This is a genomic window from Colwellia sp. BRX8-9 (assembly GCF_014077245.1).
Taxonomy (GTDB): Bacteria; Pseudomonadota; Gammaproteobacteria; order Enterobacterales; family Alteromonadaceae; genus Colwellia_A.
Genome location: NZ_JACGVN010000004.1, coordinates 100,302 through 122,268, shown reverse-complemented (window position 1 = coordinate 122,268; position 21,967 = coordinate 100,302). Strand labels below are relative to the sequence as shown.

19 protein-coding genes and 2 tRNA genes are annotated in these 21,967 nt (G+C 37.1%); 8 read left to right on the top strand and 13 right to left on the bottom strand.

Going from position 1 to position 21,967, the window contains the following annotated elements:
- The first annotated feature begins 234 nt into the window (after positions 1-234).
- A complete protein-coding gene (locus tag H4J70_RS04805; protein ID WP_259366312.1) occupies positions 235-1,056 on the top strand; it encodes an RMD1 family protein in 822 nt (273 codons plus the stop codon).
- Between the two features lie 95 nt (positions 1,057-1,151).
- On the opposite strand, the gene speB is transcribed toward H4J70_RS04805, so the two are convergent.
- The 3 genes from speB to H4J70_RS04790 all read right to left on the bottom strand — a co-directional run bounded on the left by speB (position 1,152) and on the right by H4J70_RS04790 (position 5,822).
- Positions 1,152-2,078 (bottom strand): agmatinase, encoded by a 927-nt coding sequence (gene speB, locus H4J70_RS04800; RefSeq protein ID WP_182221093.1) that lies wholly within the window; start codon positions 2,076-2,078, stop codon positions 1,152-1,154.
- A gap of 12 nt (positions 2,079-2,090) precedes the next feature.
- A complete protein-coding gene (gene speA / locus H4J70_RS04795; protein ID WP_182213454.1) occupies positions 2,091-4,001 on the bottom strand; it encodes a biosynthetic arginine decarboxylase in 1,911 nt (636 codons plus the stop codon).
- 294 nt (positions 4,002-4,295) lie between these two features.
- On the bottom strand, positions 4,296-5,822 hold the full coding sequence (locus H4J70_RS04790; RefSeq protein WP_182213456.1) for a carbon-nitrogen hydrolase family protein: 1,527 nt from the start codon (positions 5,820-5,822) through the stop codon (positions 4,296-4,298).
- A 367-nt stretch (positions 5,823-6,189) separates the two neighbouring features.
- On the opposite strand from H4J70_RS04790, the gene H4J70_RS04785 reads away from it, so the two are divergent.
- Positions 6,190-7,164 (top strand): transposase, encoded by a 975-nt coding sequence (locus tag H4J70_RS04785; RefSeq protein ID WP_182250704.1) that lies wholly within the window; start codon positions 6,190-6,192, stop codon positions 7,162-7,164.
- A 405-nt stretch (positions 7,165-7,569) separates the two neighbouring features.
- Here the strand turns inward: H4J70_RS04785 and H4J70_RS04780 are convergent, their stop codons facing one another.
- From H4J70_RS04780 to mutY, 7 genes are all read right to left on the bottom strand, one after another.
- A complete protein-coding gene (locus tag H4J70_RS04780) occupies positions 7,570-7,911 on the bottom strand; it encodes a YdbL family protein (RefSeq protein WP_182250703.1) in 342 nt (113 codons plus the stop codon).
- A 9-nt stretch (positions 7,912-7,920) separates the two neighbouring features.
- Positions 7,921-8,103, bottom strand: coding sequence for a YnbE family lipoprotein (locus H4J70_RS04775; protein ID WP_182213460.1), 183 nt, complete (start codon positions 8,101-8,103; stop codon positions 7,921-7,923).
- 2 nt (positions 8,104-8,105) lie between these two features.
- A complete protein-coding gene (locus tag H4J70_RS20870; RefSeq protein WP_182250702.1) occupies positions 8,106-10,739 on the bottom strand; it encodes a YdbH domain-containing protein in 2,634 nt (877 codons plus the stop codon).
- Positions 10,740-11,112: 373 nt separating this feature from the next.
- Positions 11,113-11,188 (bottom strand) — tRNA-Thr (locus H4J70_RS04765).
- A 122-nt stretch (positions 11,189-11,310) separates the two neighbouring features.
- Positions 11,311-11,386, bottom strand: a tRNA-Phe gene (locus tag H4J70_RS04760).
- A 188-nt stretch (positions 11,387-11,574) separates the two neighbouring features.
- The gene (locus tag H4J70_RS04755; protein ID WP_070374680.1) at positions 11,575-11,847 is read right to left on the bottom strand and encodes an oxidative damage protection protein; all 273 of its coding nucleotides are present in this window, start codon (positions 11,845-11,847) and stop codon (positions 11,575-11,577) included.
- Positions 11,848-11,948: 101 nt separating this feature from the next.
- Positions 11,949-13,022 carry an A/G-specific adenine glycosylase gene (gene mutY / locus H4J70_RS04750; protein ID WP_182250701.1) on the bottom strand — a complete coding sequence of 358 codons (1,074 nt, stop codon included), beginning with the start codon at positions 13,020-13,022 and terminating at the stop codon, positions 11,949-11,951.
- Between the two features lie 141 nt (positions 13,023-13,163).
- On the opposite strand from mutY, the gene H4J70_RS04745 reads away from it, so the two are divergent.
- Positions 13,164-13,502, top strand: a complete 339-nt coding sequence (locus tag H4J70_RS04745) for a 50S ribosome-binding protein YggL (protein ID WP_182176192.1) — start codon at positions 13,164-13,166, stop codon at positions 13,500-13,502.
- A 151-nt stretch (positions 13,503-13,653) separates the two neighbouring features.
- Positions 13,654-14,388 (top strand): tRNA (guanosine(46)-N7)-methyltransferase TrmB, encoded by a 735-nt coding sequence (gene trmB / locus H4J70_RS04740; protein WP_182213466.1) that lies wholly within the window; start codon positions 13,654-13,656, stop codon positions 14,386-14,388.
- 14 nt (positions 14,389-14,402) lie between these two features.
- Here trmB and H4J70_RS04735 read toward each other — a convergent pair whose 3' ends face one another.
- The 3 genes from H4J70_RS04735 to H4J70_RS04725 form a co-directional block, all read right to left on the bottom strand.
- Entirely contained in the window at positions 14,403-14,750 is a 348-nt protein-coding gene (locus H4J70_RS04735) for a hypothetical protein (RefSeq protein ID WP_220465200.1), read from the bottom strand.
- A 200-nt stretch (positions 14,751-14,950) separates the two neighbouring features.
- A complete protein-coding gene (locus H4J70_RS04730; RefSeq protein WP_182250700.1) occupies positions 14,951-15,430 on the bottom strand; it encodes a methylated-DNA--[protein]-cysteine S-methyltransferase in 480 nt (159 codons plus the stop codon).
- A gap of 150 nt (positions 15,431-15,580) precedes the next feature.
- Positions 15,581-16,012: a CBS domain-containing protein gene (locus tag H4J70_RS04725; protein ID WP_182213469.1), complete on the bottom strand. Its 432-nt coding sequence runs from the start codon at positions 16,010-16,012 to the stop codon at positions 15,581-15,583.
- A 192-nt stretch (positions 16,013-16,204) separates the two neighbouring features.
- Between H4J70_RS04725 and H4J70_RS04720 the strand changes: the two genes are divergently transcribed.
- The 4 genes from H4J70_RS04720 (at position 16,205) to phoU (ending at position 21,795) form a co-directional block, all read left to right on the top strand.
- Positions 16,205-18,448 carry an ABC transporter permease subunit gene (locus tag H4J70_RS04720; RefSeq protein WP_310733584.1) on the top strand — a complete coding sequence of 748 codons (2,244 nt, stop codon included), beginning with the start codon at positions 16,205-16,207 and terminating at the stop codon, positions 18,446-18,448.
- Positions 18,449-18,464: 16 nt separating this feature from the next.
- A complete protein-coding gene (pstA, locus tag H4J70_RS04715; protein ID WP_182213470.1) occupies positions 18,465-20,102 on the top strand; it encodes a phosphate ABC transporter permease PstA in 1,638 nt (545 codons plus the stop codon).
- A gap of 120 nt (positions 20,103-20,222) precedes the next feature.
- The gene (gene pstB / locus H4J70_RS04710; protein ID WP_070374673.1) at positions 20,223-21,044 is read left to right on the top strand and encodes a phosphate ABC transporter ATP-binding protein PstB; all 822 of its coding nucleotides are present in this window, start codon (positions 20,223-20,225) and stop codon (positions 21,042-21,044) included.
- Between the two features lie 49 nt (positions 21,045-21,093).
- Complete coding sequence (gene phoU / locus H4J70_RS04705; RefSeq protein ID WP_182176185.1) at positions 21,094-21,795, top strand: phosphate signaling complex protein PhoU; 702 nt, start codon at positions 21,094-21,096, stop codon at positions 21,793-21,795.
- Positions 21,796-21,967: the final 172 nt, after the last annotated feature.

Genomic DNA, 21,967 nt, shown 5'->3' with positions numbered 1-21,967 from the left:
CTCAAATAGAGCAAGTTTTATCGCTATTATATGCGCCGATAAACAACTAAACGATATCAATTTTTTTATCAGACTGATTAAAAAATTGATATTGAGTATTTCTATTAATAGCGCAGAATCTAGCAAATTTAGTTAGTGTTCATTAATAAAACTTTTTTGTTGATCACTAGTGACTAAATTTTTTAATGCATTTTAAATCGAATAAAAATCAGACAACCACTTATAAGAGCAATCATGAGTAACTTAATGGCAGGTAATGAAGTCATTTTTAGCGACGATAAATTATCAGTTTATAATTTTGGCGATAATTTTTTATCAGAAAAATCGAATATAGATAAACGCTTTTTTGAAGGCGGTACTCGTTATAGAGACGCTGTACAAATAATCGTGGCAACGGGAGAGTATTGGATATTTGACTATGGTGTAGTGGTTTTTTGGGCGGTAGCCGCAGGTGAACGTCAAGTATTAATCAACCGACTTAAGAGTGATAACACCCCTTACATTGAAAATATTGAAGAACATTTACGCTTTACTTTTTCTAATGAACTGATCATTAAAAAAGATACCATAGTACTACCTGATAACGATCCGTTGACACGTCTGGCGATAAGCCATGCGTTAGCGCAATCTAACAAGTTGATGGAATTTGAACTTCAAGCGCAAAATAAAATAATGGATTATTCTCATATTCCTGAAGAATTGGCTAAATTAGGTAAAATATCAATTAGCCAAAAAGAAATCGCTAAAATTAGAGGTACGCTACTGAGTACTAAAAGCGATATTATTTTACATTATGGATTACTTGATACCCCAGATTTTATTTGGGAATACCCTGAATATGAAGCGACTTACGAACGTATGGCGCGTTATATGGATATTCATCAACGCGTGGAATTATTATCTAAAAAGCTCTCGACCATTCATGAACTATTTGAAATGTTAGCGGCTGAACAAAAGCATCAACATTCATCATTTTTAGAATGGATTATTATCGTGTTAATTGGTATTGAGATTGTTTTGTTTCTTGTTCAAGAGTTGAAAAGTTTGGCGAGTTAACTCGCCAATTTTTATTGTTAATATTTACTTTTTTAATGTGGGTTTTAAGTTAGTCAGCAGGTAAGTTATTGAGTGAAAATAACTGACCTGCTTTGTTATACAAGCTTATGCTTAGCGGTCCAAATATGTGCCAACTCTAACGCTATTGTTGCAGCGGCTAATGCAGTAACTTCACTGTGATCATAAGAAGGAGCGACTTCCACTACGTCCATGCCAATCAGATTAATACCCACTAAACCTCTCAATATCTTCAACACTTTATCTGTGGTTAAACCACCACATACTGGCGTACCTGTACCAGGAGCAAAGGCGGGATCTAAACAATCAATATCAAAGGTTAAGTAAGTTGGTGTATCGCCAACTCTAGCTTTAATTAATGCGGTGATCTCACTGACACTCATATCATTAGCTTGCATGGCATTAATGACAGAAAAACCATGGTCTTGCTCTTTGTAATTGGTGCGAATACCGACCTGAATAGATTTATCTTTATCTATGAGATTTTCTTTAGGCGCATGATAAAACATAGTGCCATGGTCATAACAGCTACCATTGCAATAAGTATCAGTATGCGCATCGAAATGTATCAGTGCCATAGTGCCAAATTTTTTCGCATAAGCACGCAGTATCGGCAACGTAACAAAATGATCGCCGCCTAGCGATAAAATGGTTTTGTCTGCATCAAGTAACTGACCTACAGCCGTTTCAACTTGCGTACAAAAATGTGCAGAGTCTCCAGGAGAAAAAACCAAGTCGCCAGCATCAATAATTTTACAGTGTTTTAATAAGCTAAAAGGCCAAGGAAATCGCTTACCTTCCCAAGCCAAATTAATTGAAGCTTGCCTAATCGCAGTGGGGCCCATTCGAGCGCCTGAGCGCCCGGTGGTAGCCATGTCATAGGGTAAGCCTAAAACAACAATATCAGCAGCCGACTCAATGGGATTTTGCACTAAAGGCTGACGTAAGAACGTCATTGCATTTGAGTAAATTGACTCATCAACTTGATTGAAAATATTTTTCATTGTGCTTAATCTCTACAAATCTTCAAGGTAGGTGTAGCCTTGTAAGCCATCAACTAACTCTTTAAAAATTTCTTCACCTTCGCTTTTTGATAATCTAGCATCGATAAGCTCGGCATAGGTTTTTTTGAATAATTCGGCATCTAAATGCACATAATTCAGCATATCTTCTACCGTATCACCTTCATTAATTTCAGTGATTTCTGCTTCACCGTCGTCATTGATGAAGACCACAGCACTGTGAGTGTCACCGAATAAATTATGCATATCACCCAAAATTTCTTGATAAGCACCCACTAAGAAAAAGCCAAGTAAATAAGGCTCATCTTCTGTCCATGCTGGCACCGGTAATGTGCTTTCAATACCTTGTCCGTCAACATAATGGTCAATAGTGCCATCGGAATCACAAGTAATATCTAATAATACCGCTCGTTTTTCATGTGATTTCTCTAAGTTACTTAAAGGTAAAACAGGAAAAACCTGATCAATTCCCCATGCATCGGGTAATGATTGAAATAAAGAAAAATTAACAAAAAATTTATCAGCAAGTTTCTCTGTTAAATCATCCATTATTGGGCGATGAAAACGATTTTTACCATCCATTAATTGATTTAATTCATAACAAACACGTAAATTAATTTGTTCAGCCCAAGCGCGTTGGGTTAAATTTAATAACCCCATCGAAAACTGGTTGTGTACTTCAGCTAAATCACTTTGGGTGTCATGATAAATTTCAATTAAGGCACGATCATCATTACGATCATTTAGTTGCGCTAACGAACGCCACATATTACTTAATAAAATAGATTCATCAGGCGTAGGCGCTATGATATTTTCTGGTTCGTAAGACTCAGTGCCAATAACATTAGAAATAAGTACCGCATGATGTGCGGTTAACGCTCTGCCTGATTCCGAAATAATCATTGGCATAGGTTGATGATAACTTTTACAAATATCACCAATAGTATGGACGATGTTATTAGCGTACTCAGCAACACTGTAGTTCATTGAGTTATGAGATTGGCTTCGAGTACCATCATAGTCAATGGCCAAGCCGCCACCAACATCCATGCATAAAATACCTGCGCCTAGATTGCGCAGCTCGCAATAAAAACGCGCCGCTTCACTAACACCTAATCTTACATCTCTTATATTGGCTATTTGTGAGCCTAAGTGAAAATGAACAAGTTTTAAGGCGTCAAGCATGTTTTCTGCTTTAAGGACTTTTACAACGTTAAGTACTTGCGAAGCTGACAAACCAAACTTTGATTTTTCACCGCCACTGGCTTGCCATTTACCTTTGCCTTGAGAGGCTAAACGAACACGGATCCCTAAACGAGGTTCAACATTGAGTTTCTTTGCTTCGGTTAAAATCATTTCTAATTCAGACATTTTTTCTAAAACGATATGAACTTTATGACCTAACTTTTCGCCAATTAATGCTAAGCGCACATATTCTCGGTCTTTATAGCCGTTACAAACAATAACCGATGAAACCTTTTGAGCCATAGCTAAAACAGCTAATAATTCTGCTTTACTGCCTGCTTCGAGGCCAAGTTGTGTGGATTCTTTATTATTTTGGCTCGCCAAAATTTCATCAACAACTTCGCGCTGTTGATTGACTTTAATAGGATAAACTAATAAATATTTTTCCTGGTAATCATAGTCTTCTATCGCCTTATTAAAAGCTTCACATAGACTGTGAATGCGATGATGAATTATTTGCGGGAAACGCACTAATGCAGGCAGTGTTAAGCCTTTATCTTCAATCATTTTAGCGATATTGATTAAATCTACTGTGTGATCCTGACGCTCAAATTTTGGCGCGACATATACATTTCCAGCATCATTAATACCGAAATAGCCCTGACTCCAGTGACGTACGTTATAGTGTGCGCGAGCGTGAGCAAGATTATCTTTGTTCATTGATTTTCCTTTACTTATTCTACTTAATAATAGAATGGCAATTCTTCATGGGTAATTAGGGCGAATTAGAATTTAACAGCCGCTTAATGTCCAACAAAAAAAATAATGATAGGTAACAATTATTATTGATGAGTGCTGGTGATAATTCAACTTGAGACCTGAATTAGTGCACTAATTGATAGGGGGGAATTAATTTGCGGGGCTAGTGCACTGATTATGATATTCAATATTAGTGCGTTAACCTCGCAGATTATTAGCAGGTAAATATATTTAATTACTTATAAAAATGACCAACTAATCTTTTTTATGTTGGGTAATACTGTATAAATCATGGCGTCTATCACGCATGGTATGTACAGCGCCATGACTATGTAACTGTTTCAATAAATCTAGATTTACGTCTACAATAACAGTCATTTCTGAGTTAGGTGTTGCCTCTGCTTTGATGCCCGTTGTTGGAAAAGCAAAATCAGACGGCGTAAATACCGCAGATTGGGCATATTGAATATCCATATTATTTACTTTTGGCAAATTACCTACCGCACCAGCTATAGCAACATAACATTCATTTTCAATCGCTCTTGCCATCGCACAGTGACGCACACGTGTGTAGCCATTCTGGGTGTCTGTTAAGAACGGCACAAACAAGATATTCATCCCTTGGTCGGCAAGTATTCTAGAGTACTCTGGAAATTCAACATCATAACAAATCATGATACCAATTTTGCCACAGTCAGTATCAAACACCTTGAGGTTTTTACCACCCACCATAGACCAACTACGCACTTCTGCTGGCGTTAAATGAATTTTATCATAACGTTCCCATGAACCATCACGACGACACAAAAAGCCTGAGTTATAAAGATTGCCATCAACAAAAAACGGCATGCTACCGGTAATAATATTAATATTGTAACTTATCGCAAACTCGATAAATTTATCACGAATTTGTTCGGTATATTCCGATAGTCTGCGAATACTCTCTGTTAAACGTAAATGGTTAAATTCTGCCATCAAAGGTGCATTGAACAATTCAGGAAACAGCACAAAATCACTTTTATAATCGGATACGGCATCGACATAAAATTCCATTTGTTCAAATAAATCATCAATACTTTTCATTGAACGCATTTGCCATTGCACTAAACCTAAACGAACCTCTGAGCGCGGCGCATTGATAAGTTTTACCGATTTAGTATAAAAGATATTTGGCCATTCAAGTAACGTGGCATACTCCATTGATTCCCTATCGCCCGATAAGTAACCGGTTAGTAACTTGCGGACATAAAAATCATTGGCGAGTTGAAAGCTTAATACCGGATCATATAATTCTTTGATTTTTACTTTTTCAATATACTGTTTAGCGCTCATTTTATCTGAATGTTGCGCATAGTTTGGCATACGACCACCGGCTACAATAGCGCGTAAATTCAAGTTTTCACAAAGTTCTTTACGAGCATCATACAAGCGTCTAGCCAATCGTAAACCGCGATAATCAGGGTGGATAAAGACCTCTATTCCATATAAAGAGTCGCCTTTAGGATCATGATTATCAAAGGTCATATTGCTAGTGATTTCAGAATAAGTATGTTCATCACCAAAATCAGCATATTCAATTATTAATGAGAAGGCACAACCGACAACAATGCCATCAACAACTACACAGATTTGCCCATCTGGAAATTTAGTTAATAAGGCTTTAACCGTGGGTTCATTCCACGTTGCTAATTCTTTATTAAGGTAAACTGATTCACTCGCCTTGCGAAGCTCTGTCATATCTTGCAACGTTAAATGACGGACGGTAACGCTATTTGCTTCCATTTAAATTCCTAATTAATTTTGGTATTAATCATACTTTTCTCTCATCGTAGAGTGCAAAAAGACGATTATTGTGATTTGTATACCAAAAAATCAACTTATACAAGCATATTAAAAAAAATCAGAACAAAGATACAAACCAAAATACCTAAGCAGACACTCACTTAAAAAGATCTAAGCGGACACTCACTTAAAAAAGACCTAAGCTAAAATACTTAAGCAGACACTCACTTAAAATTGAGACCTAAGTTAATAGATCTAAGCAAGATCTAAGCAGACACTCACTTAAGATTGAAATCCACTTAAAATTGAACAATAACAGTCTTTGCACTAAGCTAAAATAAGGTAGCTATGTTATTTAGGATGAATGATGGCAACGCCAAGGAAGCAACAAATTAGTTTAGAAGACACCCCTTATTATCATTGTGTAGCTCGTTGTGTTCGACGGGCTTTCTTATGTGGTGAAGATAAATATTCAGGCCAAAGCTATGAACACCGTCGAGGCTGGATAGAAGACAAACTTCATTTTCTTACGCAAGTATTCGCTATCGATGTCTGTGCTTATGCTGTAATGAGTAACCATTATCATGTAGTAGTATTTATTGATGAAGCAAAAGCTAAGCAATGGAGCATGATAGAAGTTCTTGAACGTTGGCATACTTTATACAAAGGCACTTTACTGACCAAGCAATATTGTCAGGGTGAAGTCTTAGCAAAGCCATTACTTGATATAGTTAAGTCAACCGCTGAGGTTTATCGAAAACGTCTGATGAAAATTAGTTGGTTTATGGGTTATATTAATGAGGGTATTGCTAGGGCCGCTAATCAAGAAGATAACTGCACAGGTAGATTTTGGGAAGGTAGATTTAAATCACAAGCGCTATTAGACGAAGCTGCCCTTGCATCTTGTATGGCATATGTTGACTTAAATCCTATTCGAGCTAATGCCGCAGAAACACCAGAAAATTCAGAACATACCAGTGTCAAACTTCGATGTGAACAGGCAGCAAAAAGCAAACAGCCCAGCACGCTATTACCCTTTATTGGCAATCCAACAAAGGGTATGCCAAAAGGTTTACCTTTTGAACTCAAAGATTATCTTAAATTAATTGAGTTAACAGGTCGATGCATTAGAGAAGGTACATGTGGTTTCATAGAAAAAAGCCAACCTGCAATACTCAATCGATTAAATATATCCGCTGAAAATTGGTTGGTAATCACCACTGAATTTAATACCCAGTTCCATGGTGCCATTGGTCATGAAGTTGCACTGAGTGACTACTGTGAGCATCAACAGTTAAAGCGACGACAAAACTTGAGTCATTGCAACCAACTATTTTCTTAAATAGTTAATCCATAAAATATTTTCAGATTGCTAATCAGGTTTTTCCTGTGGACGAAAATTGTCGAAATATCGATGATTTAAGGAAGATACAGTTGAAAAACTGTTTTAGTACACTTTCATATGACTAAAAATCGATATGACTGACGACAGAAGATCAGTTATTAAAATATCTATGTTTTTTTGAATTAAAGTGAGTGTCTATGTTGTTTTTTTTACTTTTTATATCGGAACGAAACCTTAACATTGTTGTTAAGGTTTCGTTGCTTTCTATAGAAGGCTATTCTTAAATGCCATCAGTAGCAGCATTTTTTTGATAGCTACCGCCCCAAAAACCTATAAAATAAAAACTTAGAGCTGTTCGCTATCTGCTCTCGTGCTACTTGCTTTAGGTGCAGTTATCACTCTTTATTTTTTAACCCATTGCCCCGCGCTATTTTGGATAAAGTGGCCTGGTTGTGTTTTATCATAAGCTTTTTTACCTGCTAAAGCGGTGACTTGTTGCATGGTGATTTTATTGGTGCGCGCTAAATTCATATAAATATTTTTGCGCTTTTCGTTAACACTGGTGACTAGGCTCTTCGCGTCTGGGCTATCAATAATAAGACCTAAGTAACCATTAGACATTTCACCAACTAAACCTTGTTGTTTTGCATCGTCGAGTGAAATAGCCCAAGCGGAAAAGGCTATAGTAGAGAGCAATAGAGCGCAGCTTATTTTTTTTATGAATTTCTTTGTTAAATTTTTCATGGCGTTCCCCTAAAATATGTCGCTTTCAGCACTAAATATGTCGTCTAGTTGTTTATCTACCTTCACCTTTATTTCATGATCAATTTTCAAATTTAAATTAATGGTGATCGGTTCTTTTGCACTAACTTCTATCTTATGTGTACAAGCACTGATAATGAAAACAGTGAATAGCACGATTAGTATTTTACTCATACTTACTCCTTCTTTTTTTGTAAACCTTTGATAAGGCTTTCTTCAAAACGTTGTGTTATTGATAATGATTCAAGTAAGCCAAGCAAGTCGTAACTCAAATTCAAATTTAAATTAACATCGTTATCAATATCTGGATTTCGACCTTTTATTACCGTATTTAACTGCATGTAACCGTCGTCTGCCATAGTAACTGCGGAGGAAAGCTGATGATAATGCAAGTTTTGCAGTGCATCAAACGCCAGTTTTAGTTGACTGTTGTTTGCTTTAAGCTCTTCTACGGCTGGGTTATCAATGACCTGTATCAGTCCGTTGCTAATATTGTGCAGTTCACCTTTTTCAATAATATATTTATCACCATCAAAAGTAACGGGAAGTTGACCTGATATATTACCCGTTACAACAATACCTTGTTTTTCATCTAATGCTAATACTTGCTCTAAGTCTATACTACTAAGCTGAACATTAACTGAATGCCCATGTTCGACCGGCCATTGTATATTTGGAATAAAGAAGCTGCCCCCTAAAACATTCGCCTTAAGTTTGTTGGCTGAAAGCTGAAAGCTTTTATCGAATGTCCAGTTGGTGTTAATTGATAGCTTTGAAATAGGAGTCACAGTTTCAATTAATTCAACGGTTAGGTTTTCTTTAGCATTGGGCTGAGTCGTTATTTTTCCAGCAAGTAAGGAAAAATGTTGTTGCCAATTGAGCTCTTGCAACCAAATGCCATTGATTTCACCACTGAGTGAGGTAATTGCCACCGAAACGTTAAAGGGGGTGTTTTCAATATTGTTTAAAGCATTTATTTGACCAAAAATATTGTAATCTAATAGGCCATCAATCAATTCAACTTCAGTCGGCAATTGGATATTTAACGATAATAAGTCAGTGAGTTGTAATTTTTTGGCGGCGATAACTAGATTAGGTGACTTGACTGGGCCAGTCAAAACAATGTTGCCTAGCTTCACTCCGTCAGCACTGGCTTGAGCATTAAGCTGAATATCGTCAAAGTTGCCGTTGAGTTCACTAAAAATATTAAACGAAGTTATCTTTAGTTTTTTAGGAATATTCAGCTGTGAAACGTGATTATCGACTTTTAGTTTAATGTTTAGATTGTTGTCCTCTAACAGCGCTACGCTACCCGTTAATTTTGTTGTTAATTTTTTTAGGCTTAACAGTGCTTGAGGTTTTTGTGCAGTTGACGTTTTTGTGGTGATTTTATTGTGCGTTTGATTATTATTTTTGTCCTCAGTCATCTGTTTAAGCACCACGATATTATTTAAGGTGATTGAAGAGTCTGCTGTTAAATTAATCGTTGTTGTTTGCTCGGTTTTATTTAGTGAGCCAATTAAGTGTAAAGCAACAGGCGCAGGAGTGTATTTTGCTATGTTAACCAGCTTCAGCTGACTATCAATAACAAAACGCTCTACTGCTAATGCATAAGGTATTTGTGGGGTAGGTAAGTCAAAAGTAATATTATCAAATTTTACTTGGTGAGGTCGTGCACCGCTAAAGGCGCTTATTTCAAGATGACTAAGGTAGCCCTTACTATCGTTCAGTGTTAATCGTGCATCGCCTTGCGGTTTTATGGTTACGTGCGTTAATGGATTCTCTTCAAGTATTGACATCATTGTTGGCGATAGCCCGGCTTGGGTTAACTTCGCTAACAACTGTGGCTGACTATATTCCACTGATATTTCATTTTTTCCAACAAAGGTTAATGCGACTGTTATCTTGTCTTTAGCGGAAATTTCATTAGTCGTTTCTTTGGCGATTAAATCAAATTGACTATCGAAGTTCAGCGCACCTAATAGTTTAAACGGGCCGCTATTGCCTATGCCGTTTTCAGAAATTATCGAGATATTGCTTATTTGATTTTTCAAGCTAATAGAGCTCGCTTGATATTTCATCTGTGTGTTGAAATCACCTGAGATTTCGCTAGCCGTTAAGTTGTCTGTTAATGCTGCGGTAATAGGTAATCGATGGGCGCTTAAAAAGCTTTTTAGTAAACTTAATTTACTTGAGATCGCAATGGAAAAACCTTCTTTCTCTTGGGTTAGCTTAGCCTCAATAAACACTAGGCTTTCGGATGTTGTTAGTGTAAAAGACAAGTTATTAGCTAGTGTCGATAAATTAGCAATATATTTTGTCTCAGTTTTATTGCTAAGCGTAAACGGTGAATAGGAAAGTTTAGTGACATTTATTTTTGCCGGTAAATTAAACTGCTTAATTTGTTGTGCATAAGTTTGTAAGCTTGTTGAAAGCAATTGGCTTAAGTTTTGATTTTCTTGCTCTTTGTTTAAGAGAGCATCATCTTTTTTGGAGAATAAATGATCTGTACCTTTAATCTCTGCCAACCTTATATCAATATCAGTTATATTAAGGCTAGGGGATAGTTGCCATTGTATTATCATACCGACAATTTGAATGTTAGCCTTTGGGGTCTGTAAGCATGCCTTGTTGACCCTAATGGCCATATTACTGGTAAGGCTTACATTTAGGCAAGTCAACGCTATTTTGTCTGAATTGAATTGTGTTTTTACAAGGTAATTGATAACTGAAACTCTAGCACTGTAAGTGATAGTGAAAATAATCAGTAAGGTGATAACAGCAATTAAGATAAATTTAAGAAATCGCACTTAGGCTCCCTTGCCATAGCTACTTTTTAACTCAAGTAGAAAATATGTTAATTGCTATTAATCGCTGATGACCGTGAGTCGACCGTCTATTTATGGTCACAACTGTTAACAGGGTAGCCTAATTTTACACAATCGAACATAGCTAGTGATTGATGAATTACAGGAAAAAATAAGATTACAGGTACTTTTTACCATATCAGTAGGTGGTTTTGCTTTTCTTGAGAAGGAATGGAAGAAAGGTTGCTGACTGCCGGAGTTGAACTGCTGCATGTTAAGAGTGACTGAGTTTATCAGTAGGTGGTTTTACTTTTCTTAAGACGAAAAAAAACCTTAACATTGCTGTTAAGGTTTCGTTCCTTCCTTTCGGAATGGATGGTGCCGACTGCCGGAGTCGAACTGGCGACCTACTGATTACAAGTCAGTTGCTCTACCAACTGAGCTAAGTCGGCACACAAAGATGTGTGCGATAAATTTATTCTATTGAACTATTTATCTTGGCACCGAACAAATGTTTCTACACTATTTCTATATTAAAAAAGTAAGCAACAAATATTCAAATAGGTTGAATAGATGGTGCCTCGACCCGGAATCGAACCAGGGACACGAGGATTTTCAATCCTCTGCTCTACCGACTGAGCTATCGAGGCAGTGTCTAATCTGCTGTCTTTTCGGCTTTGCCTTGAAGACGGGGCGTATTAAACTGTTTTTCGATTTGTTCGTCAACCCTTTTTTTTAAATAAATGTTTGTTTGCTTGTTTTTTCTGCTTATTGGCGGAATAGTCAGCGTAAAATCACCATTTAATCAAAATTATCAATAAAAAAAGTTGTTGAACCCTTACTTTTTCGGTGGAACGTAACCTTCAATTTCAGGTTCTTTTCCTTCAAAAAGATAAGCAACCATAGCCGTTTCTAAAAAAGCACGGTCATTTGGCTCCATCATGTTCATTTTTTTCTCATTAATAAGCATGGTTTGTTTTTGTTGCCAGTTTTTAAATGCTTCTTGACTGATATTATCAAAAATACGTTTACCGACTTCTCCAGGATAAAGTTGAAATCCTAGTCCTTCAGCGTCTTTTTTTAAATTTTGGCAAAATATAATACGGCTCATAAGTTAATTCTCTTGTTCTAGGTTGTAAGTTGGTCTGTGCATTTATACTTTTACCACTTTAATATTCATCTGTATCTTAAAGTGGTATCGATATATAAATATCATGGCTTTAATAAGCTGATCAATTTTTGAGTTGATGCTGCTAAGCCAACCGATGCAGTTGTGGCTAAATTGTACCACTGTTGTTGGTTGTTTTCGTTGATTTCTTTTGCTGGTAATTGTTCACAATCAATCACTACTGGCGATATATCTAAATGAAAGTGACTAAAGGTATGGCGAAATTTTACTAAGGGTACAACGGACGTTTGTTTCAAGTGGAGCTTCGCTAATAATGCGGCAATCTCTTCTTCGTGCTGGACCTCTAAAAAACACCATAAACCTCCCCATATGCCACTTGGAGGACGTTTCTCTAATAATACTTGCTGGTTAATACGAGGTATCACCATAATAGTTTGTTTTTCTGGAATGGTTTTCTTTGGTTTTTTTTGTGGGTAACTACTTTGTTCATTCAGTGAAAAAGCTAAACAAGTGTCACTTAACGGGCACAGCTCACATTTAGGTTTACTGCGAGTACAAATAAGTGCGCCTAGATCCATCATCGCTTGATTAAACTCCGCAACACCTTCTTTGGGCGTTAATACCTCAGCAATCGGCCATAACGATTTTTCATACTTACTCTGACCATTATGGCCTTCAACCATATAACAACGAGCTAATACCCGTTTTACATTACCATCTAAAATAGCGTGATGCTTATTCAATGCCAAACTTAAAATTGCACCAGCCGTTGAACGACCAATACCCGGTAGAGCAATAACTTGTTCAATGTCCTCAGGAAAAGTACCTTGGTATTGCTGAGTAATTATTTTTGCTGTTTTATGTAAATTACGAGCTCGAGCGTAATAACCTAATCCTGTCCAGTGATGTAAAACGTTATCTTCATCGGCATTAGCTAAATCGGTAATTGTTGGGAAACTGTCCATAAAACGATGATAGTACGGGATAACCGTTGCTACCTGTGTTTGTTGCAGCATTATTTCAGAGATCCATACACGGTATGGGGTTTTATTGTGCTGCCAAGGTAAGTGCTTTCTGCCTTGGGCTTGATACCAGTCGAGTGTTTGCGTGGCAAAAAACTGTGCTGATTTCGGTGATATTTGAGTTTTATTTGTCATAGCGACTTAGTTTACCTAATAAACGGGCACGAATAAATGTGCATTTTTTATTGCAAAAATTTATAATGCCATTATGCTCTCGTCCATATTAATCTCGAGATTATCACTCGAAATATACTTGCTAAGATTTAAGGAATTAAAATGAAATTAAATGCTAAAAACCGTAACCGCCGTTTACGTAAAAAATTACGTGTTGATGAATACCAAGAATTAGGTTTTGACGTCGCTTTTAAATTAGCTGACGGTACGGACAATGATACGGTTGATACTTTTTTGAATAACTTTTTTAATGAAGTTATTCAACCTAATGGTTTAGGTTTTGGCGGTGAAGGCGATGTTTTATGGCATGGTATCGTTTGTACTCAAAATATCGGTAAGTGTACCGATGAACATCGTACCGCTGTAGAATCTTGGTTGAATGAAAATGGCGCTACAGCAGTAGCTGTTAGTGATCTTTACGATGTTTGGTGGGCTGAATAACTTTATTCATCATAAATGAACTTTACCCGGCATTGTCAGCATTTTTCAGTGCCATTACTTATGTACAATAAGTGCAGACTCTGAAAATTTTGGCTGCTTTGTTTAAAGCGCATTTATTTAGAATAAAACTTGGATTATATTGAAGAAATATATGGTAGATAAAACTGAAAACACCCACAAAAGCATTGAAGAAGCTGAAAAAGAAGGCAAATATATTCGCAAAGTACGTAGTTTTGTTAAGCGCGAAGGGCGATTAACAAAAGGACAAGCGAATGCATTGGAGCAATTTTGGCCAACAATGGGCTTAAACCATCTTGATGGAATGATTGATTTTGCTCACTTATTTAATAACAGCAATCCTATTATCTTAGAAATTGGTTTTGGCATGGGTAAATCTTTAGTCGAAATGGCAAAAAATGCCCCAGAACTAAATTTTGTTGGTGTTGAAGTGCATCGTCCGGGTGTTGGCGCTTGTATTTCATTAGCAGATGAAGAAGGCGTTCATAATTTAAAGGTTTTTGAACACGATGCGATAGAAGTGCTTGCTGACTGTATTCCTAATAGTTCATTAACGACCGTGCAATTGTTTTTTCCTGATCCTTGGCATAAAAAGAAGCATCATAAACGTCGAATTGTTTCGTTAGAATTTGTCGAAACTATTCGTCAAAAGCTAAAGGTGGGTGGTGTTTTTCATATGGCTACTGACTGGGAAAATTACGCAGAATGCATGATTGAAGATATGAACTCAGCGCCGGGCTATAAAAACTTAGCCACCGATGGTGACTTTGTGCCACGTCCTGATTCTCGGCCATTAACGAAATTTGAAAACCGTGGTCATAACTTAGGTCATGGCGTTTGGGATATTCAATTTAAACGCCAAGATTAATCTAGAATGAACAATTAATTTAAGTACTCTTGTTCAACGTGAAAAAGATGCTGGCTATTACGTAAGTTGCCGGTGTCTTTTAACCACTGCGTACTAATGATTTCTCGTTGCAAGGCGGCTTGCAAAATACGCACTTTATACTGCGACCAATAATAAATCGTTGCTTGTTGATGAATTTCGTTATTTGGAAAAATATCACTTCTGCTTTCTTCTAATTCGGCTAAAATATCAGCAATAACTTTTGGCTTTAACTCTTTTTCTATCTGTAGCTTAAATTTAGTGAAACGTTTTGCTTTAACTAATAACCATGCCATCCACAATATTACGGCAACAGCAAAAACAAATAAAATATCTATACTCATAACTGATTTATTCTATAAAAACATTGTGGGCATCTTATCAGTCAAACTGAATTTGGCTAAAGCTTATTTTTATTTTATAACTCGGGTATTTACAAAAATTAAACCGCTAGCCCTCTTAACTCTATGTTAGGTTAATTAAACGCTATATTGTTGCTTTTTATCGATGAGTTACTTTGCTTTTTTGTTAAGTAAAATAGCAATTAAACGCTGAACTGTGCTTGTTCATGCATCAGTAACTTTGCTTTTAAAGCTAAACCACCAGCATAACCTGTTAATTTTCCATTGGCACCTATAACACGATGGCAAGGGATAATTAAAGCGATCGGGTTTTTTCCGTTTGCTGCGCCAACCGCTCGTACGGCCTTTTCATTATTAATTTTTTTTGCTATCCATAAATAACTTTTGGTCTCACCTTGTTTGACAGTCAGCAATGCTTGCCATACTTTTTGCTGAAACGGTGTACCTTGTGGTGCAAGTGCCAAGTCGAAGACAGTACGATGACCAGAAAAATATTCTGCAAGCTGTTGAACCACTCGGGTAAAATGAGTAGGGCTCTCTGTGTCACTTTCATCAATAATCAGCGGTAAAGCGCCATCTTGAAAAGCAAGCGCCGTTAGCCCTTGGTCATTAGCGGTTAATGCGATATTGCCGTAAGGAGAAGGGGTGATAGTAAAGTACATATTTATTCCTTTGTTAAAGCATAACCCATGAAATATTGTGAGGATAAATAACTATTTTAAAGATAATTAACGATAATGCACAGCACTAAAATTGCTTCTTCAGTTAAAGCGCTAAACTAAAATAAAGCATAAGTCGTTTTATGTCAGCCATTATTTATTAGTGGCTAACTTGTTACGGTATTGTCGTGCAATAACTTTTAAAATATCACGCCAACTGATAATACCAATAGGTTGCATTTCATCATTTACAATCGGCAGACATGAAAGGTGATTGTCATGAAACATTAATACTGCGTCATTTAAACTGACTTCTGCTTTGGCTGTTGTCAGGTCTCTGTTCATGATGAGGTGTAGCTTCTTTTGTAACATTGAATGGTCACGGGGCGTTTCGTTTTTAGTGCCAATTGTTGGACTTAAATGCTTGTATATATCTCTATCGGTGACCACCCCGACAAGTTGTTTATCACAAAGTATCAAAATATGGTGAATGCTGTGTTGGTCAAATATTGCTTTTGCTTTACTTAAATCATCGTCAAGTTCTAAGGTAATTAAGTCTGTCGACATAATTTTACTTAAGCTCATCATTCTCTCCTAATATTTGATTTTTTTTTGCTCATCACGATAAACAAAACTTTGTTAATTAACAATAATCTTTTAGTCAAAACTACCTCTTTAGTGATTTATATAAAACTAATTGTTGGCTGTCACAAAAGTGTCATACAACTGTCTTATAATTCATATCGTACTAAAGTCTCCATAATTGAAGGTGTTTAAGTGGCAATTGCATTAAAATCGACTGGCCCACGTCAGTTGAAAAATACATTAGCACAATGGTTAATAACAGTAGGCGGTATAAGTGTTTTGTTTACACTGGTGCTGATCTTTTTATATTTACTCTATGTGATAAAACCTATTTTTGAGTCGGCAACAATAGAGCCTGTTGGTCAATTTGAAATCAGTACCACGGCACCCACGTTATCTGCGGGTGTTGATGAACTAAAAGAAATCGCTTTTCAAATTACTCAGCAAGGTGATATTAACTTTTATCAGCTCGTCAAAAGTGCTGCTAATGAAAAAGGTACGTTAGTACTCAGTGAAAACTTATTGAGTGATGATAAAACCTTAATTAATGTTGTTAATTCTGGTGTAGAAAAGAAACTACTCATTGATAGTGACGGCAACATGCAGCTTATTGCCGCTAAATTCTTTTCTAATTTTGATTCGGGTACACGAGAAATTATTCCTAGTGTTGCCTATCCGTTAGGAGAAGAGTCGATAGCCGTTGACGAGAGTGGCGAAGTTCTTACTGAACTTTCATTTGGTATGAATGATGAAAAAGCGGTTTTTGTTGCGTTTACACAAGACCAGCGTTTAATTAAGACTAGCTTAATTGCTGAAGATGACTTTACTTACGACAGCGCTTACGAAACTATTTATCAAGAAATTGATTTTCCTGCTGATCATGTTAACGAAATCTTAGTGACTCCTGATATGGGCTTAGCTTTTGTTCGTAGTGATGATCAAGTCTTTGTTTTTGATCTTACCGATGAAGATGACGTTGAACTTAAAGCCACAATTATTCCCTCTTTAGAACAAACCAGAAGCAAACCCCATCATGTTACAGCAATGGCATTACTTTCTGGTAGTAGCTCAATCTTATTAGGTAGCAGTGCGGGTAAAGTTACACAATGGTTTGAAGTGGCTACTGACGATGGTCGTCAATTTAAAAATGTTCGTAGCTTTAACGTTAGTGATACAGAAGCTGTTACTCAAATTCATACCGAACAATTTCGTAAAAGTTTCTATACTTTAACGACCTCAGGAAATATGGGGGTTTTCTACACCACCAGTGAAGCTGATTTATGGCGTGGTCAACTAACAACTACCGAACCTAGCGTATTTGCAATTTCTCCTCGTGCTGATGGTTTAGTCGTGATTGACGAAAATCAGCTAAAAATATTCAGCGTTGAAAATGAACATCCCGAAGTGACTTGGAGCGCTTTGTGGGAAGAAGTTTGGTATGAAGGTTACCCAGAGCCCGAGTATATTTGGCAGTCAACTTCCGGTTCAGATGATTTCGAAGGTAAATTTTCTTTAGTACCCATTTCATTTGGTACCATGAAAGCGGCCATGTACGCGATGTTATTTGCTGTGCCTATTGCGTTAAGTGCTGCTATTTACACCGCTTACTTTATGACCCCTGGTATGCGCCGAAAAGTTAAGCCAACAATTGAGTTAATGGAAGCATTGCCAACAGTTATCTTAGGGTTCTTGGCGGGTTTATGGTTAGCGCCAATAATCGAAAATTATTTGCCAGCAATCGCAATGCTATTAATTATGTTACCGCTTTCAGTCTTTGTAACTGCATTTGCTTGGCATAAACTGCCTAAAGATATGAAAAATACTATTCCTGAAACATGGGCGCCGATCATACTTGTTCCTGTCTTGTTAATTGCCGGTGGTAGTGCATTTTTGTTATCTCCTTTCTTTGAAACCTTGTTTTTTGGTGGCGATGTTCGTCAGTATATTACTAACGACCTCGGTATTGACTTTGACCAACGTAATTCATTAGTGGTTGGTTTAGCGATGGGATTTGCCGTTATACCGACCATTTTTTCTATGGCAGAAGATGCAATATTTAGTGTACCTAAACATTTAACCAGTGGTTCACTCGCTTTGGGGGCTACACAATGGCAAACGCTTGCGAAAGTTGTTTTGTTAACCGCTAGTCCAGGTATTTTTTCTGCAGTGATGATGGGCTTAGGCCGTGCAGTAGGCGAAACCATGATAGTGCTGATGGCGACGGGTAATACCCCAATTTTAGATTGGAGTATCTTCCAAGGTATGCGTACCTTAGCAGCAAATATTGCTGTAGAAATGCCAGAATCCGAGGTAGGGAGTTCGCATTATCGAATTCTATTTTTAGCTGCTTTTGTTTTATTTGTTTTCACCTTTATTTTTAACACGTTTGCTGAGCTGATACGTCAGCGCTTACGTGAAAAATACAGCTCGTTATAGTTAAGGAACTGAGTTTATGAATAGTTGGTTTAAATCTGGTTCTCCGTGGGTGTGGTTGTCTGCTGGCGGAGTAAGTATCAGTTTAATTTCAGTTCTAGGTTTATTGTGGTTAATTGCTTCACGTGGTTTATCTTACTTTTGGCCTGCAGACATTTATCAATTTGAGACGGTTAATGAAAAAGGCCAAGCAGTTACCGTTATTGGTGAGATATACGATCGTGAAAGCCTGCCAAGCAAGCAGTTATCGCATTTAAATTTAGGTTTAGATCCTACTAAAGAAACCATTGAGCGAATTTTAGTGAAAACGGGTAACCGTGAATTAGTTAATCTAGATTTTCGCTGGTTGTTAATGCCGCTTATTAACAAAACCACCATGCCTGAAGATGTTGTGGTGATTGAACGTCGTACCAATGGTAATTTTTATGGCTTCATTGAAGGGATTATCTTAGATGGTCAGCCTGAAGGCCTAGACAAAATGGCTGAGTTGCTGGAACGTGTTGATAATTTTCAAGACGAAATGGACGAATTACAAAAAGTTGATATCGGTGCCATCAATTATCAAATAGAACGCTTACGGCTTAAAAAGCGTAAACATAAACTTGATGAGACCTTAACCGTTGAGCGCGAACAAGAAATTGATGCAGAAGTTGCTCGTTATAACGCTGATTACCAAGTACTAGAAAAACAGTTAATGGCTATCCGTGACAAAGTATCTCGTGATCAACTTGTGGTACGCGCTATGGGCGGTGAGGTTATTGAGATAAATTTTGAAGAAATACTCAAAGTTACTTATAACAATAAACTGTCTGTTTTTGGCCGAGCTGCGGTATTTATTCAGCAAATAGGCAGTTTCTTAATTGATGACCCACGAGAAGCAAATACCGAAGGGGGCGTTTTTCCTGCAATATTTGGTACTGTTTTAATGGTTTTACTGATGACAGTCATTGTTTCTCCTATGGGCGTTATAGCGGCTATTTACTTACATGAATATGCGGGTAAAAATGCCCTGACTAAACTACTTCGTATCGCTGTTATTAACTTAGCAGGTGTACCGTCAATCGTTTATGGGGTGTTCGGCTTAGGTTTCTTTGTTTACATGGTGGGTGGTAGTTTAGATCAACTGTTTTATGCCGAGACACTGCCTAGTCCAACTTTTGGTACGCCAGGTGTTATGTGGTCTGCGATTACTCTCGCGATACTAACATTACCGGTTGTTATTGTTTCAACCGAAGAAGGCCTATCACGCATTCCTTCAGCTATGCGTCACGGCTCTTTAGCGCTAGGTGCAACCAAAGCAGAAACGTTATGGCGTATTATTCTACCGATTGCTAGTCCAGCAATTATGACGGGTATCATTTTAGCGATTGCTCGTGCGGCCGGTGAAGTTGCACCACTGATGCTAGTTGGTGTTGTAAAAATGGCGCCAAATTTACCGCTCGATGGTAACTTCCCATATTTACATTTAGACCGTAAGTTTATGCATTTAGGTTTTCATATTTATGATGTAGGCTTCCAAAGCCCTAATGTTGAAGCGGCAAGACCATTAGTTTTTGCAACCGCATTTTTATTGGTGACAATTATTGTCTCACTGAATATGACAGCAGTTACCATACGTAACCGTTTAAGAGAAAAATATCGCATGTTAGAGCATTAATTTTATTGAAGAATACCATTCTTATTTTAGTTAAATATACTGACATAAGAATGGCTCAAAATATAAAGTAAAAAAGTTTTAACAGTCACGAACAAAATTTAAGCATTGAAAGAGAAAACTATGATTTCAGTCAGCCCAAGAACATTAGATCCAAAAGTTAAACTTGATCTTAACAACTTATCGCCGGAACAAGTGGCGTTAGAAATTAAAAATTTAAACCTATACTATGGTGACAAACAAGCACTACAAAATATCAGCATGTCTATTCCTAAAGGACAAGTTACCGCGTTTATTGGTCCTAGTGGTTGTGGTAAATCTACGTTGTTACGTTGTATTAACCGTATGAACGACTTGGTTGATATATGTAAGATTGAAGGTGAAATTAATCTTCATGGCGAAAATATTTATGGAAAACATGTTGATGTTGCAGCGCTGCGTCGTCAAGTAGGTATGGTTTTTCAACGACCTAATCCATTCCCTAAAAGCATTTATGAAAATGTTGTCTATGGTTTACGTATTATGGGCGAAAATAATCGCCGTGTATTGGATGAAGCCGCAGAAGTTGCGCTGCGAAGTGCGGCATTATGGAATGAAGTAAAAGACCGTTTGCACGATAGTGCACTGGGACTTTCTGGTGGCCAACAGCAACGTTTAGTGATTGCTCGCGCCATTGCGATTAAGCCAGAAGTTTTATTGCTTGATGAACCTACTTCGGCACTTGACCCTATTTCAACATTGACGATTGAAGAATTGATTAATGACTTAAAAAAGCAGTTCACTGTGGTCATTGTTACCCATAATATGCAACAAGCCGCACGTGTTTCAGATCAAACGGCATTTATGTACATGGGTGACTTAATTGAATACAGCGATACTAATACGCTGTTTACCACGCCGGCAAAAAAGAAAACTGAAGATTATATTACTGGCCGTTACGGTTAATAGAGACGATTAATATTCTACTTTTAATATAGAATAACAAGGAAAAACAATGGATAACATCAATCTTGGTCGTCATATATCAGGCCAATTTAACGAAGATTTAGAAAATGTCATCAACCATGTCATGCATATGGGTGGTCTGGTTGAAAAACAATTAAGCGATTCACTCACGGCTGTTTATGATGCGGATGAAGTCTTGGCAAAAAATGTCTTAGCGAACGATTATAAAATTAATGCCTTAGAAGTCAGTATTGACGATGAATGTACACGCATCATAGCTAAGCGTCAGCCAGCTGCTGGCGATTTACGTTTAATTATGGCTATTGTAAAAACAATTGCTGATTTAGAGCGTATCGGCGACGAAGCACAGAAAATTGCTCGGGTAGCACTCGAAAACTTCTCTGGAGAGCAAAAAGCGCTATTACTTAATTTAGATAATTTAGGTCGTAAGGTTTTAGAATTTTTACAAGCAACTCTTGATGCTTTTACACGTATGGATGTCGACTCAGCTGTTTTAACTCATGGCAATGACGAGAAGATTGATCGTGAATACGAGGCGCTAATGCGTCAATTAATGACTTACATGATGGAAGATCCGCGTTCTATCCCACAAATAATGAGTGTTATCTGGTCAGCTCGTGCTTTAGAACGTATTGGTGACCGTTGTCAAAATATTTGCGAATACATTATCTATTTTGTCAAAGGAAAAGATGTTCGCCACACAACAGCTGAAGATATTAAATCTTTGTAAATTTTGAAAAAGCCGCTACGTTTAAATAACTTTCTATATACCTGTTATGTTTCGACAAATCATAGCTATATCTAGTTAAAAGCACAGGAATTGTCAGGTGATCGTGATAAAACGCTTGAAGATCGTGTTAAATGGGTTAATATCCGCGACGAATAATAACAAAGAGCAATTT